Raw genomic sequence first — 17168 nt, forward strand, 5'->3', positions numbered from 1 at the left:
AAAAGGGAACTGGCCGGGGCCGCGAAAGGGCTCAATGGGGGAAATCCCCGCCAGCCCGCGCATCCGCCAGGACACCTCGACGCTGCTGACGAACGGGCCGTGGGCGCTGTTTCACCTGCTGGACGCGGGTAACGCGCAGGATACAGCGGTACGGGGAACGCAGCAGGTGGAGTACAGTTTTGATGGGCGACGGGTAGTGCTGGAAATCACCGCCGGGAGAGACTTTGACCCGGTGAACCGGGGACTACTGCAACGTTTCGCCTGCCCGGAGAGGGCGCTCTAATGCGCCGTGCTACGGCAGTATCGACCCCGTCGATGTTCGGTAGGTTGCCGGACCAGCGTGATTATGTGCGCTGGCGGGTGAGCGCGAACGAAGGACAGGTGTGGCAGGCGTGGCTGAACCAGCAGACGTGGCTTGGGCAGGGGCGGCATATTGTACTGCCGGAAGGAACGGATGCCGTGACGACGGGAGAGAATGACGGTTGGATGCACTTATCACCGCGTGAAAAGTCGGTGCTGCCGGAGCACCATCCGCTGCCGTGGAGCTTCGTCCTGTCGCCGGGGTTTTTACCCATTGGCGGGCGTGATGAATGGCTGACAGGGGTACTGACCGCCTCGCGAGACAGCACGGGCAGGCCGTGGCCGCTGGTGATTTACCAGCGTGCCGGACGGGAATGGCTGGAAGAGAGTCTGGATGAAACGCAGGGCTGGCTGTACTGGCTGGCAAGACTGGCGGCAGTACATGTCTCACCACAGACAGAACGCTGCGGGCGGCTGGCGGAGCAGGCAGACCAGCTGTGGGCGATGTGGCGACCGGGGCCGCGCTGGGCGCAGTGGTTGCGTGGTTTGCGGCGTGTACCGCAGCGCAGCCGGGAACTCACCGGCCTGCCGGACGCACCGGTAGTGGAACTGCCCGGCGTGCGGCACCTGCCGTGGCCGGGCTGGCCGGACAAAATGCTGACGCAGGCACAACAAGGGCAGGGCTGGTTCTGGCAGCAGAACAGCGAGGGGCGGTATGTGGATGCGCTGCGGCTGGAGAAAAAATCATGTGCCACGAATGCTGAGAATAGCTATACAAAAATATGACGATAAACGTGTAGATGGGAAACAAATATACCCATGAAATTCAAGTTGATTGCTATCTTCAGACTATCCCTGGTCCCGTCTGCGTTGGTGGATAAGCAAGCATCTTCAGGTTTATTGGATATATAGCAATATACGGAGGTGAACATGGGTAACTCTCATGATGAGGCTATTCAGCAGGCATATGATGCTTATGACGACTTAATGCTGGATAAACGATATATCAGGGACAATGATGCCTGGGGCGATTTAAGAATTGACCGTGAAAATGGTGCAATCTCATTATTGCTGAGATGGAAATATAATTGGATAAAAAGATGGGATGCAAAAACTGATTGGACAGATATGGAGAAAAATGCCTTTCATGGGAAGGTTATTTTTGTCATTAATCAAACATGGAATAATAAGGTTTTTTTATCCGTTTCTGGGAAGTCTGAGTTTGTTAGTAAGTTTAATGGTAAGGACTTACCCTTCACAATAGAAATAATTCAGACTGATCGTCATGGGTATTGGGATGTAGTGGTGTTTAAAATTGATAATGATGATCCAAATAGCTTTCGTCAGAGTAACATTGTCTGGAATAGTCGATACGTTGAATTTGACTCTAAAGATATAGTTGCAGCAGCTAAATGTCTTGGCTCATCAAAAGTTTGCCATGAGCAAATAGGGCTGTCTCACGAGCTTGGGCATATTATTGGATATCTTACTGATGAATACTATAGTGACGATGCAGATAAAGCAACTACACCATTCTCCGGCGACGCCAGTGCGTTAATGAATATTGGTATGGAACTGCGCTCTCGTTATATGGAAAATGTCATTGAGCGGTTAAATAGAATGGTTCCGGGTTCTGAATTTTTTGTGAAAAGCGTAAAAAAATGAAGCTAATATACGCTGTGATTATTTTTTTGATAGTGGGTGGGGCGAAAAATAGCATGTCTGATATCCCTGAACATGCTTATCTGAATGCGAGTGGTGTGTATAATGGAGTTGAAGAGAATGTTTTATTAAATAACTATGGTAAGCCAGAGCATGAATTTATAAAGCCTCGTTATAAACTTGTCGGCGAGTATTATATCGAAATTGAAAATGCCTATCGCTCAACAAATCCTGAATTCAAAAATATCCCCATCAAAGAAATGTTTTGGCATTTGCGGCAGGATTTAAATCTTACATGTTTTTTTCATTATAAAGATGGACAGTGGCGGGTTATTTCTTATTTTTTCTGGTCGCCGGGCGCTAAATTCTAATCCGATATTAAAGGAATAAATATCATGAGTTTTGTATCTGCGGGTAATAAATCTGGCAGTAACGGTGGGCCAGCTATCTCCACGCCACCGATAGCCGGAGGAAGTAGTGCTATAAGCGCAAGTTCAGCCGCAACCGATGTAGCTGATGCAGCCGAACAGATGGCAGAACAGGCAGTTGCAGATCTATTTGGTGCGCTTCCAGAACCGTCAGGACTGGTTAAAGCTGCAGTAGCTGCTGCGCAGGCCGCCGCCGCCGCGTCAGGGATCTCGGATATGGCTGGTGCAGCTCAGGATGCGGCGGCATCGCTTGCTGCCGCTGATCCGGGGGCGCATAACGTCACAGTAAGTGGTAGTGCGGTGCCGGCGCAGATTCTGCTGTTTGCAGGTATGAATGGTTCGGAAGGGCTTGGGAATCTGTTTTCCTATACAGTACAGCTTAAAACGCCTGACACCCTGAACCTCGGATATGTCTCCCCTGCTGCCAATCTGCCGCTCAAACCGATGGTGGGCAAAGACCTGTGCGTCAATATTGAACTGGATGGCGGCGGCAAACGGCATATCAGCGGGCTGGTGACGGCTGCGAGGGTAGTCGGTCACGAGGGGCGCTCGGTCACGTATGAATTGCGCATTGAACCGTGGCTGAAGCTGCTGACCCACACCAGCGACTACAAAGCTTTCCAGAACAAAACCGTGGTGGAGATTCTGGATGAAGTCCTGGCTGAATATTCTTTTCCGGTGGAAAAACGGCTGGTGGAAAATTATCCCCCCCGCGCCTGGCAGGTGCAGTATGGTGAAACCGATTTTGATTTCATCCAGCGCCTGATGCAGGAATGGGGTATCTACTGGTGGTTTGAGCACAGCGAGAACAGCCACACGCTGGTACTGGCTGATGCCATCAATGATCATAAAACGTGCCCGGACTCGCCGCTGGTAGAGTGGCACCAGGAAGGACTGAAGCTCGATAAGGAATTTATCCACACCATTACAGCCAGTGAGAGGCTGCGTACTGGAAAGTGGGTGCTGGACGATTTTAATTTTATGAAGCCGCGTTCACTGCTGAAAAGTACCGTGGCTAATCCGCGTGATACCGGTCATGCTGAATATGAGCATTACGAATGGCCTGGTGATTACTTCACTATGGGGGAAGGCGAGATGCTGACGCGCATTCGTATGGAAGCGCAGCGCAGCCCTGGCAGCCGGGTTGGAGGGGCGGGGAATATCCGCACCCTCATGACTGGTTACACCTTTACGTTGATGAATCATCCGACGGCGGAGGTCAACCAGGAATATCTGCTGGTGCAGACCACACTGTTTTTACGGGACAATGCGCAGTACAGCGGCCAGGACCAGCATTTTACCTATGTCACCACGTTCGAACTGCACCCCACCAGTGAAGTCTACCGCCCACAGCGAACCCTGAGCAAACCCCATACCAAAGGCCCGCAGAGCGCCATCGTCACCGGTCCGGCGGGGCAGGAGATCTGGACGGATAAATATGGCCGGGTGAAGGTGCAGTTTGGCTGGGATCGTTATGGTAACAATGACGAAAACAGCTCCTGCTGGGGCCGTGTTAGCTATCCGTGGGCGGGAAAAGGATTCGGCATGATCCAGATCCCGCGTATTGGCCAGGAAGTGCTGGTGGATTTCAAAAATGGTGACCCGGATTTACCCATCATCGTGGGGCGTACCTATAACCAGGACACGATGCCGCCGTGGGGATTGCCTGGCATGGCGTCGCAGAGCGGGATATTCAGCCATTCGTTACAGGGGGGGCCGACCAACGGAAACATGCTGCGCTTTGATGACAAAACGGGGGCGGAAGAGGTGAAGTTCCATGCGGAAAAAGACCTCAATACCACAGTAAAAAACAATGAAACCCACACGGTCATGGTCGATCGCACAAAAACCATTGTCAAAAATGAAACCATCAGCGTGGGAGAAGACCGTAATGCCACCATCACAAACAATGATGGGCTTTCCGTCAAACTAGCTCAAACCATCAATGTCGGGACGACATATCGTCTGGACGTTGGCGAGCAATTTACCCTTCGCTGCGGCAATGCAGCGCTTGTATTACACAAGGATGGCTCGATTGAGTTTTGCGGAAAACAACTTTTACTGCACACCAGCGATGTGATGCAACTCATTGGCAGTGGTATTGATATGAATCCGGATGGCGGAAAAGCCATTACTGCGAATGATATTGCCCCAGTACCCACTCCGGATGCTTCTGAATAAAAAATAATAAAAGGATTTTATCTATGACCAGCCTTTACCGTATTCAGGAGGGCAGCTTTGCCCTGCCTGAAACTTTTCTTGATCGCACCGTCAATATCTTCGTCCCGTCGGGCAATGAGAGGGCAACTCCCAGTCTGAATATTTCCCGCGACACGCTCAGGCCCGAGGAAAACCTGACCACCTACATTGACCGCCAGATAGCCTTGATGAAAAAAAACCTGGGTCAGCACCGGGTACTTTCGCGGGGAACGGCAGTGGCGGGAACTGGCGAAGCTGCCATGGCAGGTGAACAAATTCTCGCAACTCACCGTTCTGGAAAAACAGAAGTGTATCAGCGTCAGGCCGGGTTTATCACCGGGCCAGGAAAGGTTCTGGTGTTAACCCTGACCAGTCAACGTCCTTTTGATGAGCATACTGACCAGCTATGGACTGCCTGGTTGACCAGTTTTCAGCCCGCTAAAAGTTAAAATAACATGGAGGTTTTGTCATGTATGAAGCCGCACGGGTGGATGACCCCATCTACCACACCAGCGCCCTTGCCGGGTTTTTAATTGGGGCGATCATTGGCATTGCCATTATTGCCGTTGCCGCCTTTGCTTTTTTTACCTGTGGCTTTTTAGCCGGGCTGGTGCTGAGTTTTCTGGCTGACCAGATAGCGTCCGGGGTGCTACAACTGGGAGAAGCCATCGGGCGCTCGATACATTCCACTGCGGGAAAAATTCTGACCGGCTCTCCCAATGTCAGCACCAATAGCCGACCTGCTGCTCGGGCCGTACTGAGTACGGTGATATGCGAAGACCATTCCCCGGAAATCCGCATTGCTCAGGGATCCGGCAACATCTACATCAACAGCCAGCCCGCCGCCCGTAAGGAGGATCACACTGAATGTGATGCAGTGATTGAGGACGGCTCTCCCAATGTCTTCCTCGGCGGCGGTACGCAGACGGTGCTGGAAATCAGCCCGGAAATCCCTGACTGGTTGCGTCAGGTGGTGGATGTACTGTTTGTGGTCGCCGGAATGCTTGGCGGGCTGGCTGGCGCCTGGCGTCAGGCGGCAAAGCTGGGCTCGAAATTTGGCACAAAATGCGCGGCCAAATTTATTGGTGGCGAAATTACCGGGATGGCCGTTTCCGAGGTCGCTATGGGGTTGTTCAGCAACCCGGTGGATGTCACGACCGGGCAAAAAATCCTGTTGCCGGAGACAGATTTCACCCTGCCGGGCCGTCTGCCTGTCACCTGCTCACGCTTTTATGCCAGCCACCTGGAAACAGAGGGAGTTCTGGGTAGAGGATGGCGGCTGAACTGGGAGATAAACCTGCGCGAAGATGAGGCATATATCACCTTCATCGGAGTACAGGGCCGGGAGCTGAGTTATCCGAAAGAAATGCTGACGCCGGGCCATCAGATATTCGACCCCGAAGAGCAGTTTTACCTTAGCCGCCTGCATGACGGGCGCTATGTGCTGCATTACACCGACCGCAGCTATTACGTGTTTGATGAATTTGATGACTACGGCGTCGCGCCGTTACTTTTTATGGAGACGCCGCACCGGCAGCGAATTGCTTTCGGGCGTGAGAACGGCAGGCTGGTGCGGGTGGCTTCCAGCAGCGGGCACCATTTGCTGTTGCACCGCACGTTGACGCCGGCAGGAGAACGACTTTCGCATATTGAGCTGGTGAAGGGCGGGCGTCCCGGTAACCTGGTGGAATATCGTTACGATGATAACGGGCAACTGACCGGTGTGGTGAACCGGGCCGGTGTGACGGTGCGCCAGTTTGCCTATCAAAATGGCCTGATGACAGAGCACCGCAACGCGACGGGCTTCACCTGTACCTACCGCTGGGAAGAAGTTGAGGGTTTTCCCCGTGTGGTGGAGCACTCGACCAGCGACGGCGAGGATTACAGGTTCCACTATGATTTTGCTGGCGGGCAGACGGTGGTAACCGGCAGGTCAGAGCAGAAGTGGCAGTGGTGGTTTGATGAACAGACGTATGTGACCGCGCATCGGACGCCGGGCGGCGGGATGTACCGCTTCACCTACAACGAAAACCATTTCCCGGTGGCGGTGGAACTCCCCGGCGAACGCAGGGTAACGCTGGAATACGACACCCTGAGCCGGGTGGTGAAAGAGACGGACGCGGCAGGGCGGATGACACAGACGCAGTGGAACGGCAGTTTTGCTGAAATCACGCGCCGGGCACTGGATGACGACCACGTATGGAAGGCGGGTTACAACGAACACGGCCAGGTGATACGGGAGACAGACCCGGAAGGGCGCGTCACGCGGTACGGGTATGATGAACAGGGGCTGGCGGTCAGCCGCACGGATGCGCGGGGCGGCGAGGTTGCGCTGGTGCTCGATGCGCGCGGTCAACTGACGCGTTACACCGACTGTTCAGGGCGCACCACGGATTATGAATACGATGAAGACGGCAACCTGACAGCGGTGACGGACGCAGAAGGGAAAACGGTACGCATCAGCTATAACCGTCTGGGGCTGCCGGAGACGGTCAGCCACCCCGGTAAACAGCAGGACCGTTACACGTGGAATGCGCTGGGATTACTGAGCAGCCACCGTCGCATCATGGGCAGCGTACAGTCCTGGCAGTATACGCCGCGCGGCCTGCCGGCAGTTCACACGGATGAAGAGAAACGGGAGACGCGCTGGCAGTACACACCGGAAGGTCTGGTCGCCAGCCTGAGCAACGGCAACGGGGCGCAGTACCGGTTCAGCCACGATGCGGACGGACGGCTGACGGGAGAACAGCGCCCGGATGGCCTGATACGGATGTTTGTGCTGAATGCGGGCGGCCATCTGGCGCTCATCCAGACGCAGGGCACAGAGGGCGGGGTGCGTGATGAGCGGCAGGAGCGTGACGCGCTGGGCCGCCTGTTGCGCAGTGAGACGCAGCACAGTACACGGACCTTCAGCTATAACCGCCTTGACCAGATAACGGAAGTGACGCTCACCCCCACGGAAGAAGGGGAACGGCTGCATCACATGCAGCCGGACACGGTACGCTTTGCGTATGACCGCAGCGGGTGGCTGACGGCAGAGCGCAGCGTGCATGGCAGCATAACGTACCGGCGTGACGCGCTGGGTAATCCCACGGACATCACCTTACCGGACGGTCAGCACCTCAGCCATCTTTACTACGGCAGCGGGCATCTGCTCCAGACGGCGCTGGACGGTATCACGGTCAGCGAATATGAACGTGACAGCCTGCACCGGCAGGTGATGCGCACCCAGGGGGCGCTGGCGACGTTCAGCGGGTACAACGCCGACAACCGGTTAAGCTGGCAGCGCAGCCTGATAACCGGCAGCCGGAACCCGCCGCAGGCTGACACACTCCCGTCCCACGGCGACAGCGTGACGGCGCGGGATTACATCTGGAACGCAGACGGTGAAGTCGGCGGCATCAATGACAAACTGCGCGGCTGCCTGGTGTTCAGCTATGACCGGAGCGGCTGGCTGACCGGGCGCACGGGTCAGATGTACGACCATGACCATTATTATTACGATAAAGCCGGAAACCTGCTGAAGGATGAGTATCAGAGTGCGGTAATGGACAACCGCCTGCCGGGCTACGGGCGTGACAGCTACCGCTATAACGAATGGGGTGAACTGACAGAGCGGCGTGAGCAGCAACTGGCGTGGAACGCGCAGGGCCAGTTAACGCGGGTTATCAGCAGCAACAGCGAGATGCGGTATCAGTACGATGCGCTGGGCAGGCGCATCAGCAAGGCGACATATGGCCGCCATACGGACCAGAGGGAACAGCGGCGGACGACGTTTGTGTGGGAAGGATTCCGGCTGTTGCAGGAGACAACGTGGCAGGGAAAGCGGACGTACCTGTACGACGCGGAACAGCCATACACGCCGGTGGCGGCCATCACGGGGCGCGGAGAAAGCCGGAAAATCTGGTATTACCACACGGACCTGACGGGCACGGTACAGGAGGTGACGGCGTCGGACGGGACGCTGGTGTGGGCGGGCTACCAGGCAGGATTTGGAGAAAACCGGGGCGACATCAGCAACAGCGGGGCGTACTTTGAGCAGCCGCTGCGGCTGCCGGGGCAGTATTATGATGAAGAGACTGGGCTGCACTATAATCTGTTCAGGTATTATGCGCCGGAGTGCGGGAGGTTTATCAGCCAGGATCCGATAGGGCTGAGAGGCGGGTTAAACAGTTACACGTATGTACCAAACCCTCTCAAATATATTGATCCGCTTGGATTATGTAAGGTTGAAGGCGCAAGAGCGCGACAAGCGCAAATGTTACAAGATGATGTGGGATATAATATAAGTCCAAAAAGTTGGGACCAATATCCTGCAATTGGTCGTGATGGTACATTTGTTACAGACAAAGAAGGTGCATTGAAATATTTCAATGGTATTGAAAATGGAGAAATAACTATATCTAAATCTCTTGCTTCAACAATTGAAAAGGATATGGGATTATATCCGGGCATCATTAAGCGATGGATTTAATATCAGAAAAGTTGATGGAATTTCTAATATGCAGCCACGAAGTCCATTAAGCGGCAATGATTATTTCTTAGGCCTTGGCCAACACTTGCCAGGCGGCGCACCAGAAATGGTGATAAACTCTATACCAACATCAACTCCAGTAACTATACGGGTGAATGTAAATTGAATAATATGCCAAATGATTCCATTATTGTTATTGATATCGCTGGGAACATTGTAAAAATAAGAGTTTTTGGTCAGCGTTTGATTAGCAAAATGCAGGTGATAGGTTTTTCATTAATAGATGAATTTATGATTTTACCTGTAAGCGATGATCAAGATAAACAAAGAATAATAAGATTGCTAATCAGTGAAGGTGCTCTTTTTTTATATGGACATGGTTGGTATCCATCAGAAGTAATGGAGTATTATAAAGAACAGAATATTAATTTTGATAAATACAAGATTATATACTGGACTGATAAGGATACTTATCATATAGAAGAACGATGATCTTTTCTTATTAAATAAAAAGCCGGGAAATATCTCCGTGATATTCCCAGCTTTTATTTTTATACCTCGCGTAATACGCCAGATATCCCGGCCTTCATTCCCTTAACCACCTGTTTAACCTGATAAAGTTCCTCCCGTAGCTCCTGCACCTCGTCACTGTCAGCGATGATGGTCAGGCGCCCCTCCGAAATCTTCACCGTCACACCTCGCCCGGTATCAAATCCCGCCTCAGCCAGCAGTCGCCTTTAAGGTGCAGCCTGGGGGGCCGTGAGTAATACGTGGTCATGCCGATTTTACGGTTCTCATGCCGGGCGCTGACATAGCCCACCTGGTAATGGCGCTGTGTTTTGGAAATGGTGACTTCTGGCGTAATATCGTGTTCAGCCATGATTAACTACCTTGATTAGTTGCTTGTGGTGAGCGGTGATTAAGGGGGGCAGCCCCAGGGAAAGATCACATAACGTTGTTTTTTGCACTAAATAATTCGCACTATATATTCAATAATTGAGTAATTCCTTATTACTCAAAACTGTTTTTCACAGCTTATATATAATCAAATACTCCTTACATAAATAAGGAGAACAAAATGGTACTTAAAAAATGATGGAGCATATTTCTATTATCCCTGATTACAGACAAGCCTGGAAAGTGGAACATAATTTGTCAGATATTCTACTGTTGACTATTTGTGCCGTCATTTTCGGGGCTGAAGGATAGGAAGATATAGAGGATTTTGGAAAAACACATCTCGATTTTTTGAAGCAATATGGTCATTTTAAAAATGGCATCCCCGTTCACGATTCCATTGCTAGCGTTGTATCCTGTATCAGTCCTGCAAAATTTTAACTGGATGCGTGACTGCCATTCCTCAAATGATAAAGACATTATCGCAATTGATGGAAAAACGATCCGGCACTCTTATGATAAGAGTCGCCGCAAGGGAGCGATTCATGTCATTAGTGCGTTCTCAACTATGCACAGTCTGAGCCTTGGGCAGATTAAGACAGATGAGAAATCCAATGAGATTACAGTGGCCGCGCGTCAGTCCTTGCGGAGGTCGTCTACCCAGCCCCTTCCCTAGAAACAACGCCCACTCACAGCAACCTGAACCCATCCGCGTCCTGCCATGCCGGGAATTTTTCACGATATTCTCGTAATGCCACCATCGAAAGTTCTGCATCAATGCGTGTGGCCTGGTGTGGTTCGGCGCTAGCGAGAGTTTCGCCTTGCGGATTAATCACCCGACTGTCGCCGCGATAGTGGCAGCCATTGCCATCGCTACCCACGCGATTACATCCCGCCACATACGCCTGATTTTCAATAGCGCGAGCCGTCAGCAAAGCCTGCCAGTGCAGAGAGCGCGGGGCAGGCCAGTTGGCGACGTAGATTGCCAGGTCATAATCGTTGAAATTGCGCGACCACACCGGAAAACGTAGGTCGTAGCACACCAGCGGCAAAATACGCCAGCCGCGCCATTCCACAATCACTCGCTCATTGCCCGCTTTATAATGCAGATGCTCATCCGCCATGCGGAACAGATGACGCTTGTCATAAAAATGTACCGTGCCGCCCGGCTCAACCAGCAAAAAGCGATTAACCGAACCTGAGTCCGTTTGTAATGCAACACTGCCCGCAATCAACGCATTGCACTGTTGCGCTTTGGCGCTCATCCAGTCCACCACGTTCTCTTGCGATAGCGATGAAACCGCCGCTTCCATGGCAAAGCCGCTGGTGAACATCTCTGGTAGAACGATCGCATCGCGCCCGGTAATACCTTCCAGTTGACGATCAAAATGGCGCAGGTTGGCAGGACCATCCATCCACACCAACGGTTGCTGCAAAAGCGTAATCTTCAAACCAGGCACGGTGTACAACTCCTTTATTCGAGGGGTTTTATAACTTTAACACGTTATCAGGCTATTACCTTACTGCGGAATAAATTGATAACAAATGCAGATATTGGAAATATCTGATTTGCAAAATATCGTGTTATCGCCAGGCTTTAGGGTGTTAATAACATGGGCAGGATAAGCTCGGGAGGAATGATGTTTAAGGCAATAACGACAGTCGCCGCTTTGGTCATCGCCACCAGTGCAATGGCGCAGGATGATTTAACAATTAGCAGCCTGGCAAAGGGCGAAGCCACCAAAGCTGCGTTTAATCAGATGGTGCAAGGGCATAAGCTACCAGTCTGGGTGATGAAAGGCGGTACTTATACCCCCGCACAAACCGTAACGTTGGGCGATGAGACTTATCAGGTGATGAGTGCGTGCAAACCGCATGATTGCGGCTCGCAACGTATTGCGGTGATGTGGTCCGAGAAATCTAATCAGATGACGGGTCTGTTCTCAACCATTGATGAGAAAACTTCGCAAGAGAAGCTCACCTGGCTGAATGTGAACGATGCGCTCTCGATTGATGGTAAAACGGTGCTGTTCGCGGCGTTGACTGGCAGCCTGGAAAACCATCCGGATGGATTTAATTTCAAATAATTAGCTGATAAAGAAACGGAGCCTTTCGGCTCCGTTATTCAATTACGCGGCTTCAACTTTCCGCACTTTCTCCGGCAACTTTACCGGCTTCGTCGCCAGCTCTTCCGGTTCAAAGTCATCAACGTTAATACTACGCAGACGGCTCTCTTCCGCTTTCACCAGAATGGCGGCTTCATCTTTATCAATTAGCCCTTTCGCCAGCGCGTTGTGTGCCAGTTCATCCAGACGGGTAAATGGCAGATTTTTACCCAGCTCTTTACAGATCCGCTGATGAATTGGATCGGCGGCAATCACATCTACCAGCGCCTCTTCCAGCAAGCCAACCGGATTATGCTCACTCGGCGTCAGGTACTGACCGCGACCAATGCGAGAACGGGTGGCGTTTGGCACTTGTAAAATCTTCGCCACCTTATGATCCAGCTTGTCAGACGGCGCCAGATAGTGACGACCGGTTGGGAAGATCACCACATTCAGCAGTCCGGCAACCACGCGGTTCGGGAAGTTTTGTAGCAAATCATCCATCGCCTGTTCAGCCTGATACAGCGCATCCTGAACGCCCCAGTGCACCAGCGGCAGGTCAGCTTCATTGCGGCCTTCGTCGTCATAACGTTTCAAAACGGCGGAGGCGAGGTAAAGCTGACTTAAAATATCCCCCAGACGTGCCGAGATACGCTCACGGCGTTTCAGGCTACCACCCAGCACCGCCATCGACACATCAGAAAGTAGGGCAAGGTTGGCGCTCAGGCGGTTCAGGTGCTGATAATAACGTTTAGTTGCATCGCCGGTTGGCGTACTGCTGGTTAACCCGCGCGTCAAACCAAGCCAGAAGCTACGAACTTTGTTACTACCGACGTGACCGATATGTTTGAACAACAGTTTATCGAACGCGTTGACGTCATTGTTTTTTGCCGCTTCCATCTCTTCCAGCACATATGGATGACAACGAATCGCCCCCTGACCGAAGATCATCATGCTACGGGTCAGAATATTCGCCCCTTCAACGGTGATGGCAATCGGAGCCCCCTGGTAAGCACGCGCCAGGAAGTTGCTCTGACCGAGCATAATGCCTTTACCACCAGTAATATCCATCGCATCGATAATCGACTGCTGCCCACGGTGGGTACAGTGATACTTAACGATAGCCGACAGCACAGCCGGTTTTTCACCGAGCATAATGCCGTAGGTAATCAGCGACGCCGCAGCATCCATTACGTAAGCATTACCGGCAATACGCGCCAGCGGCTCTTCAATCCCTTCCATCTTACCGATAGAGATTTTGAACTGACGACGAATGTGAGCATACGCGCCCGTTGCCAGCGCCACCGACTTCACGCCGCCGGTTGAGTTGGAAGGCAGTGTGATGCCACGACCTACCGAGAGACACTCCACCAGCATCCGCCAGCCTTGTCCGGCCATTTTGGGGCCGCCGATAATGTAATCGATCGGTACGAAGACATCTTTGCCACGCGTCGGTCCGTTCTGGAACGGTACGTTCAGCGGGAAGTGGCGACGACCAATTTCCACGCCCGGCGTGGTGGTCGGGATCAGCGCACAGGTAATGCCTAAATCTTCGTCTCCGCCGAGCAGTTTGTCCGGGTCGGAGAGTTTAAACGCCAGCCCAAGCACGGTCGCAATTGGTGCCAGCGTAATGTAGCGTTTGTTCCAGGTCAGACGCATTCCCAGCACCTGCTGGCCCTGCCACTCACCCATGCAGACAATCCCGGTGTCCGGAATAGCGCCCGCATCGGAACCCGCTTCCGGGCTGGTTAGCGCAAAGCAAGGGATCTCCTGACCACGTGCCAGACGCGGCAGATAGTGCTTTTTCTGCTCATCAGTGCCGTAATGTTGCAGCAGCTCGCCCGGGCCTAATGAGTTCGGCACGCCGACGGTAATCGCCAGGATCCCGCTCACGCCGGAGAGTTTTTGTAGCACGCGAGACTGGGCATAAGCCGAGAACTCCAGCCCGCCGTACTCTTTTTTGATGATCATCGCGAAGAAACGATGCTCTTTCAGATATGCCCACAGCTCCGGCGGCAGATCTGCCAGTTCATGGGTAATCTGGAAATCATTCGCCATCCGGCAGGCTTCTTCTACCGGGCCGTCGAGAAACGCTTGCTCTTCTGCGGTCAGGCGCGGCTGCGGATAGTTATGCAGCTTTTTCCAGTCCGGCTTGCCCTGGAACAAGTCGCCCTCCCACCAGGTGGTGCCCGCATCAATCGCTTCTTTCTCAGTGCGCGACATCGGTGGCATCACCTTACGGAAACCGCGAAATACCGGCGCTGAAATCATCGACTTACGCATTGGCGCAAAGTTAAATGGCACGAGGATAATGGCCAGAGGCACCAGTATCCACGCCGACCACAGACCAGAGACGCCGAGGGTGGCTGTCCAGGCGAGCAAAATCAAACTGCTGATAAATAAGCTCACGCGGTGATAAAACAACGCGCCGAGCAGGACAACCGTAGCGAGAATACTCAAAATCATCATAACGAAAAGCCCCTTACTTGTAGGAGGTCTGACCACTTGTGATGATATGGTTGTAGTGGATGCAAAAACATTTAGCAATGTGTTTACAATATAATTACAACAAAGCTCACATTGTTGCTGTTTTTATCCGCACTTCAGGTCAAAAAGTCCTGGTCATTCCGCCGCACTGGTCTTCTCGCTTCTGGCGGTATCCGGTACACTGCATTTTGTCTAATTCATTTATGCTGAAGGATATCCTCATGTACCAGGATCTTATTCGTAACGAACTGAACGAAGCGGCGGAAACGCTGGCTAACTTTTTAAAAGATGACGCCAATATTCACGCCATTCAGCGCGCGGCGGTCCTGTTAGCAGACAGTTTTAAAGCCGGTGGCAAAGTGCTTTCCTGCGGCAACGGCGGCTCCCATTGCGACGCCATGCACTTTGCAGAAGAACTGACGGGGCGCTACCGTGAAAACCGTCCGGGTTATCCGGCGATTGCCATTTCTGATGTCAGCCACATCACCTGTGTGGGGAATGATTTTGGGTTTAACGACATTTTCTCCCGTTACGTTGAAGCAGTAGGTCGCGAAGGTGATGTGCTGCTGGGGATCTCCACCTCGGGTAACTCTGCAAACGTAATCAAGGCGATTGCGGCGGCGCGTGAGAAGGGCATGAAAGTGATCACCCTGACCGGTAAAGACGGCGGCAAAATGGCTGGCACGGCGGATATCGAAATTCGCGTTCCGCACTTTGGCTATGCCGATCGCATTCAGGAGATCCACATTAAAGTTATCCATATCCTGATCCAGTTAATTGAAAAAGAGATGGTTAAGTAAGAGCACTTCCCCCTCTCCCTTTCAGGGAGAGGGTCGGGGTGAGGGTAACAGCACTCACCTTTTTACTTTTTAATCAATCTTCGCCGGGGCATTTCCCCTGCTGTTGTGGAGGTTACCGATGTGCGAATTGCTCGGGATGAGCGCCAACGTCCCTACCGATATCTGCTTTAGTTTCACCGGTCTGGTGCAGCGTGGTGGTGGAACCGGGCCACATAAAGATGGCTGGGGCATTACCTTTTACGAAGGCAAAGGTTGTCGCACATTTAAAGATCCACAACCCAGCTTTAATTCCCCCATCGCTAAACTGGTTCAGGACTACCCGATAAAATCCTGCTCGGTAATCGCTCATATTCGCCAGGCAAATCGGGGCGAGGTGGCGCTGGAAAATACTCACCCGTTTACCCGTGAGCTATGGGGACGCAACTGGACTTATGCGCACAACGGGCAACTGACGGGCTATAAATCACTGGAAACCGGCAACTTCCGTCCGGTAGGTGAAACCGACAGCGAAAAAGCCTTCTGCTGGTTGTTGTATAAACTGACGCAGCGTTACCCGCGCACGCCGGGCAACATGGCGGCGGTGTTTAAATATATCGCCTCACTGGCGGATGAGTTGCGGCAGAAGGGCGTTTTCAACATGCTGCTTTCAGACGGGCGCTATGTAATGGCGTATTGCTCGACTAATTTACACTGGATCACCCGGCGCGCGCCGTTTGGCGTGGCGACGTTGCTGGATCAGGATGTGGAAATCGACTTCAGCTCGCAGACCACACCGAATGATGTGGTCACGGTGATTGCGACTCAGCCGCTGACGGGCAATGAAACCTGGCAAAAGATTATGCCAGGCGAATGGCGCTTATTTTGCCTCGGGGAGCGTGTAGTTTGATGCCAGTTGTGGTTGCACAACTTCGTGGCTTAACGGCTTGCTGACCACGTAACGGCCATTGACCACAGAAACGGTCGGTGGCTTACGAGTCTGTTCAAAGTAGTCGTAGCCCGGCTTCAGTTGCTCCCAGAAGTCCTTAAAGTTGGAATACTTATGGCGCTTCATATTGGCGTCGGTCATGCGGAACGGGTAAATACTCACCTGCACGCTCGGCTGACCAAATACCAGCGCACCAGTAACGAACTGGAAAATCTCATCAATACCCTGATTGGTCATCGCGTAGCAGCCGATGGAAACACAATCGCCGTGAATCATCAGGTATTTCCCTTCGTAACCATGCGCGCGGTCATAGGCGTTAGGGAAACCAATATTGATTGCTTTGTAGTAACGGCTGTCTGGTTTTAACTGATTACGCTGGACGCTATAAAACCCTTCTGGACTTTTGAAATCGCCCTGACGTTGTTTGGGTCCTAACCCGCCGGAATATTTACAGATTTTATAACTGTCGAGCAGTTGATATTGCTCGCCCATTTTGACGTAGAGATCGAGCGTGCGCTCTTCCTTGAAGATTTGGATGTAGACAGGAGATCCCATCAACTGCTGCTTATACTCTTTGCTCACTGGCGTGGTGGAACTACCGCTGCCCAGCAAACTGGCAAACGAAACGCACGGGATCAACAACATCGCAAGAATTAATGCGATTTTACGCATACTGCTTATTCCTTGATAAAACGGTTACACACGCCAGGGCGGCAAAATAGATCCCAAATCGGAATAGTCTGGATTTGGAAGGCTCACATTAGCACCAAAAGAGTTTTACGCAAGCCTGTCGGTGCAGGGTTTACAAATTTAGCATAAGAGACGATTTGTAGTGGCATAGTGAATTTGGCCACCTGAATAGAGGTGATATCATCACCTCATAGTCAAAAC

At 52.3% G+C, this 17168-nt stretch carries 14 protein-coding genes and 2 pseudogenes; 12 read left to right on the forward strand and 4 right to left on the reverse strand.

Annotation, left to right across the window (positions count from 1 at the left end):
- The 8 genes from A7098_RS18280 to A7098_RS18320 form a co-directional block, all read left to right on the forward strand.
- The coding region (locus tag A7098_RS18280; protein WP_301005547.1) for a type VI secretion IcmF C-terminal domain-containing protein at positions 1–283 on the forward strand (283 nt) is incomplete at its 5' end.
- Entirely contained in the window at positions 283–1086 is an 804-nt protein-coding gene (locus A7098_RS18285) for a TagF domain-containing protein (protein WP_001250471.1), read from the forward strand. The genes A7098_RS18280 and A7098_RS18285, both read left to right, overlap by 1 nt.
- Before the next feature lie 144 nt (positions 1087–1230).
- Positions 1231–1965, forward strand: coding sequence for a hypothetical protein (locus A7098_RS18290; protein WP_000528403.1), 735 nt, complete (start codon positions 1231–1233; stop codon positions 1963–1965).
- Positions 1962–2333: a hypothetical protein gene (locus A7098_RS18295; RefSeq protein ID WP_176251503.1), complete on the forward strand. Its 372-nt coding sequence runs from the start codon at positions 1962–1964 to the stop codon at positions 2331–2333. The genes A7098_RS18290 and A7098_RS18295 overlap by 4 nt, the downstream gene beginning before the upstream one ends.
- Positions 2334–2357: 24 nt before the next feature.
- Complete coding sequence (locus A7098_RS18300) at positions 2358–4571, forward strand: type VI secretion system Vgr family protein (RefSeq protein WP_105281233.1); 2214 nt, start codon at positions 2358–2360, stop codon at positions 4569–4571.
- Between the two features lie 23 nt (positions 4572–4594).
- Complete coding sequence (locus tag A7098_RS18305) at positions 4595–5038, forward strand: DcrB-related protein (RefSeq protein ID WP_105281234.1); 444 nt, start codon at positions 4595–4597, stop codon at positions 5036–5038.
- A gap of 20 nt (positions 5039–5058) precedes the next feature.
- Positions 5059–9063, forward strand: a complete 4005-nt coding sequence (locus tag A7098_RS18310; protein WP_301005548.1) for an RHS repeat-associated core domain-containing protein — start codon at positions 5059–5061, stop codon at positions 9061–9063.
- Positions 9064–9234: 171 nt separating this feature from the next.
- Positions 9235–9555 (forward strand): hypothetical protein, encoded by a 321-nt coding sequence (locus tag A7098_RS18320; RefSeq protein WP_001132389.1) that lies wholly within the window; start codon positions 9235–9237, stop codon positions 9553–9555.
- A 59-nt stretch (positions 9556–9614) separates the two neighbouring features.
- Here A7098_RS18320 and A7098_RS18325 read toward each other — a convergent pair.
- Positions 9615–9943 (reverse strand): annotated as a pseudogene (locus A7098_RS18325) (SymE family type I addiction module toxin).
- A gap of 212 nt (positions 9944–10155) precedes the next feature.
- Here A7098_RS18325 and A7098_RS18330 point away from each other — a divergent pair.
- Positions 10156–10585: pseudogene (locus A7098_RS18330) on the forward strand (ISAs1 family transposase); the annotation flags it as partial.
- 64 nt (positions 10586–10649) lie between these two features.
- Here A7098_RS18330 and A7098_RS18335 read toward each other — a convergent pair.
- Entirely contained in the window at positions 10650–11420 is a 771-nt protein-coding gene (locus A7098_RS18335) for an amidohydrolase (protein WP_001118008.1), read from the reverse strand.
- 180 nt (positions 11421–11600) lie between these two features.
- On the opposite strand from A7098_RS18335, the gene ivy reads away from it, so the two are divergent.
- Positions 11601–12047: an Ivy family C-type lysozyme inhibitor gene (ivy, locus tag A7098_RS18340; RefSeq protein ID WP_016159303.1), complete on the forward strand. Its 447-nt coding sequence runs from the start codon at positions 11601–11603 to the stop codon at positions 12045–12047.
- A 42-nt stretch (positions 12048–12089) separates the two neighbouring features.
- Here the strand turns inward: ivy and fadE are convergent, their stop codons facing one another.
- Complete coding sequence (fadE, locus tag A7098_RS18345) at positions 12090–14534, reverse strand: acyl-CoA dehydrogenase FadE (RefSeq protein WP_105281235.1); 2445 nt, start codon at positions 14532–14534, stop codon at positions 12090–12092.
- 239 nt (positions 14535–14773) lie between these two features.
- On the opposite strand from fadE, the gene lpcA reads away from it, so the two are divergent.
- Both lpcA and A7098_RS18355 read left to right on the forward strand, forming a co-directional pair.
- A complete protein-coding gene (gene lpcA / locus A7098_RS18350; RefSeq protein WP_016159301.1) occupies positions 14774–15352 on the forward strand; it encodes a D-sedoheptulose 7-phosphate isomerase in 579 nt (192 codons plus the stop codon).
- 118 nt (positions 15353–15470) lie between these two features.
- On the forward strand, positions 15471–16238 hold the full coding sequence (locus A7098_RS18355) for a class II glutamine amidotransferase (protein WP_010346050.1): 768 nt from the start codon (positions 15471–15473) through the stop codon (positions 16236–16238).
- Here the strand turns inward: A7098_RS18355 and dpaA are convergent.
- Positions 16209–16949 (reverse strand): peptidoglycan meso-diaminopimelic acid protein amidase, encoded by a 741-nt coding sequence (dpaA, locus tag A7098_RS18360; protein WP_001225687.1) that lies wholly within the window; start codon positions 16947–16949, stop codon positions 16209–16211. The genes A7098_RS18355 and dpaA overlap by 30 nt on opposite strands.
- Between the last annotated feature and the right edge of the window lie 219 nt (positions 16950–17168).

Origin of the sequence: Escherichia sp. MOD1-EC7011 (assembly GCF_002965005.1) — a bacterium.
Classification (GTDB): domain Bacteria; phylum Pseudomonadota; class Gammaproteobacteria; order Enterobacterales; family Enterobacteriaceae; genus Escherichia; species Escherichia ruysiae.